General features: G+C 56.8%; 4 protein-coding genes. 3 read left to right on the forward strand and 1 reads right to left on the reverse strand.

Translation table 11 applies throughout. The features are described 5' to 3' along the window. A partial coding sequence (locus ACFQ3C_RS18840; RefSeq protein WP_380795219.1) for an AAA family ATPase occupies positions 1–1,950 on the reverse strand: 1,950 nt, incomplete at its 3' end. A gap of 192 nt (positions 1,951–2,142) precedes the next feature. On the opposite strand from ACFQ3C_RS18840, the gene ACFQ3C_RS18845 reads away from it, so the two are divergent. The 3 genes from ACFQ3C_RS18845 to ACFQ3C_RS18855 all read left to right on the forward strand — a co-directional run. Then, entirely contained in the window at positions 2,143–2,418 is a 276-nt protein-coding gene (locus ACFQ3C_RS18845) for a hypothetical protein (protein WP_380795221.1), read from the forward strand. Beyond that, positions 2,415–2,771, forward strand: coding sequence for a CidA/LrgA family protein (locus ACFQ3C_RS18850; RefSeq protein ID WP_380795223.1), 357 nt, complete (start codon positions 2,415–2,417; stop codon positions 2,769–2,771). The genes ACFQ3C_RS18845 and ACFQ3C_RS18850 overlap by 4 nt, the downstream gene beginning before the upstream one ends. Beyond that, positions 2,768–3,360: LrgB family protein (locus ACFQ3C_RS18855; protein WP_380795225.1), on the forward strand; the 593-nt coding region annotated here is incomplete at its 3' end. The genes ACFQ3C_RS18850 and ACFQ3C_RS18855, both read left to right, overlap by 4 nt.

Here is a 3,360-nt window from a genome sequence, read left to right on the forward strand (position 1 = left end):
ATCGATCAGATCGAGCGTTGTCGGGTCTATCCAGTGTGCGTCCTCGACCAGCCAGAGCACCGGATGCTGCAGGGTCAGTCGTTCGAGCCGTTGGATAAGGGTAGTGAGGGTCCTTTTGCGTTGTTTCAGTACGGGACTCGTATCCGAACCGTAGCGGGCCACACAGTCCAGTCCGAGAAGCTGTGCGAGGAGGGCGGAATCGTCCTCAATGGGGCCATTTGCATCTCCTGACAGCAGGGCTTCAAGCTTATCAAGCCGTATGTCGTTGCTGTCGTTTGGGGTGAATCCGGCGGTCGTGACAATGTGTTGGATGACAGGGTGAAACGCGCTGTCCGTGTGGTAGGGCGAACACTGATAGCGCAACAAAACATGAGGCCCGGACTCGACAGATGCAACTAGTGCTTCCGCAAGCCGGGACTTGCCGATACCCGCTTCTCCGGTGATCAGTGCAATCTGTCCTGCGCCCCTCTTGGCCCTGTCCCAGAGGCGGTTCAGAGTATCCAATTCGTCGTCCCGGCCGACAAGCGGAGAGAAAGTCTTGCCGCGCTCCAGTTCGAACCGGCTTAGACCGACTTTCTCTGAAAGTACTCTCCAGACCGATGCGCCAAAGTTTGCAGTCATGGTGTCGGCTTCGCGCAAGCAGACCTCGAACATTTCCCCCAGAAGGAGCCTGGTCGTTTGCGATACGAGCACCGCACCGGGGTCTGCGACAGCCTGAAGCTGCGTAGCAATGCCCGGAGCTTCACCGAACACGGAAGGTGGCTTGCTGAGCTGCTCACACGGGCTATCGGAGACTATGACCGCACCAGAGGCGATGCCGACGCTGATCTGTAAGTCCATTTGGCCAATCTTGTGCAGTCGGCGTCCCATGGCGACGATTGCCAAACCAGCGCGCACGGCCTGTGCGGCCTCATGTAAATTGGCCCTTGGGTATCCAAAGTACACGTGCACCGCATTGCCCGAAAATGTGGCGATGTAACCACCGAGCTTCGAAACGATGTCGGACACTGATTTCTGGAAAGATAACAAGTACTCTTGCACGTCTTCGGGGTCGATGGTCGCAGTGGTCTTGTTCGATCTGACGAAGTTGCAAACAAGAACCGTTACGTTTCGCCGTTCCGAAGCGTCGCTTGCAGCCGGTGCTGGATCGGGTGCGGCAGGTGTGGGCGTGCCGGGGGCTGGGCTCAACGGCGCCTCTGGGATAGCGTTTTTCGGGGTAGTGCGGTGGCGGCCGAGATCGTCGACAAGTAGCCGGGTCTCTTCGCTCGGTTCGGTCGACAAATCCGATTTTAGGAAGTTCGACAGCTCGAGGTAGTGCGTGAGCACTTCGGAATTTCGACCCGCCGCGATAAAGCCCTTCATGATCAGTCGGTGCGCGTCTTCCCTGAATCTGTTGAGCGCGACAGCACGTCTACCCAGACTGACCGCCTGCGCGAAATATCCGGCGACCAGCAGACTTTCACCGTGCTTGACCATGGCGCTGATCGCATTCTCCATGAAGCGCTCGCGTTCGATCTGAAGCCAGTCGCTCCACTCCTCTTCGTCAACAAAGATGTCTTCCAGAAAGGCGCCCTTGAAAAGGTCCACGGCCGCTGCGAGGGAAGAGGGAGTACCTTCTTGGATCAATTGATCAAAGAAGACGGCATCGCAGTTTATTGTTCCGGAAGACAGCCGCAAGGATTGGTAGTCGTTGACGATCGCATTCTGTCCGAGAATCTGACGTAGCTTGGCGAGGGCCTGGCGCAGGTTGTGACGTGCCCGGTCCTCACTGCTGGAGCCCCATAGAAGGGTTGCCAGTTTCTCGCGCGGCTGAGGCCCCGGTGCCGTACAGGCGAGATAAGTCAGAAGGCAGGCGACCTTCCCGGTCGGAATATCAATGGTCTTACCAGAACGGCGCAGATGAAATCCGCCGAGCACGCTAAGGTCGAAGGTCTCGCCTTCTGTATCCAACGCCTTCACTCTCCAATGGATTTCGGATCTGGGCTTAGTCTGCTCCGCATCCGGTGCATTAGCATTCCAGGATTTGGATCTAATAGACGCTCAATATACGATCGATAGACGCCGCAAAGTATGTCCGATCCTCATTCTATCAATCACTACGAATCGCAAGCGCAAACTATTCTAATGATTGAAAGAAATATAATGGAACACATGATCTCAGCAAGGAGCAGCGGCGAGCAGCGTTCGCTTCTGGACAAAAAGAAGCCCTCGATTTTTTTCAGTCTGACCCATGCCCTGAAATTCGCCATAACGCAGGGGCTTTTTCGCAACCGGTCGACGCGAGTATTCCAAGTGGACGATCGGGTCTTGGAAGATCTGGGCGTGACCCGCGCTCAGTTCCTTGGGGCATGGACAGCAGGAAAAGGCAAGCCAACGCCAGCGCGCTATGCACCTTCTAATGATGGAGTGGCAAGATGACGCGATCGGCTGCAATCGTGCTGTTACTTCTCATTCTCGGTGACTCAGTCGCCGAGGGCCTTTCGTTGCCAGTTCCAGGTTCGGCGCTTGGTCTAATGGCTTTATCCATTGCCTTCGCGATGCGCGGTGGACCAGATAAGGCATCTAGCGAACTGTTTGATTTTGCGACGCCATACTTCCCCTTGTTCTTTGTCCCTGCTGCCGTCGGGGTGGTCGTGAGTGCCGACATGATTTCCGCAAATTGGGTTTATATCGTCACTGCGATCGCTCTGAGCACGGCTGCGACGCTCTTGATCTCGGGGCTGGTCTTTCAGGCATTGATGCGAGTCCTCCCCAGTCGGGTAGAGACATGAGTGACTTGCTATCCTTGGCCTTGGGTCAGCCGCTCTTTGCTGTCTGCATCACGGTCGCGGCCTATGCGTCTGCCGAGGCATTGTGGCGCAAGACAGGTCAAATAGCGATTTTCAACCCGGTCCTGATCGCGACGATTGCCATTTCAGGCTTCCTGCTTCTCTACGACCTATCTTACGAGGATTATCTGCATCAGGCGCAACCGATCAACGAAATGCTTGCGATCCTTGTCATTCTGCTTGCGGTCCCGCTGGCCCGGCAATTCCGGCTTATCCGGGAAGTCTGGGTCCCGCTGAGCCTTGCCCTCCTGACGGGTTCCATAGTCGCGCTCACGAGCGCACTGGCGCTACCGGTATTGATGGGTGCCGATGGCAGCCTGATTGCCACGATTGCACCAAAGGCAGCGACGACGCCAGTCGCCGTCGAGCTTGCCACCCGGCTTGGCGGTGTGCCTGGATTAACAGCCGTAATCGTGATTTCGTCTGGGATATTCGGCGCAGCTTTCGGCCCATTCCTCCTCGAAGCCGGCGGCGTAAGGGACGAGCGCGCCAAGGGGTTTGCGCTTGGCATGGGGGCGAGTGCCATCGGGAC

This window comes from Seohaeicola saemankumensis (genome assembly GCF_042678485.1).
GTDB classification, from domain to species: domain Bacteria; phylum Pseudomonadota; class Alphaproteobacteria; order Rhodobacterales; family Rhodobacteraceae; genus Seohaeicola; species Seohaeicola saemankumensis.

What these genes read in the sequence shown, in the direction of transcription:
- ACFQ3C_RS18845 (WP_380795221.1), top strand. Translation starts at nt 2,143, where the DNA reads ATGGAACACATGATCTCAGCAAGGAGCAGCGGCGAGCAGCGTTCGCTT.
- ACFQ3C_RS18850 (WP_380795223.1), top strand. Translation starts at nt 2,415, where the DNA reads ATGACGCGATCGGCTGCAATCGTGCTGTTACTTCTCATTCTCGGTGAC.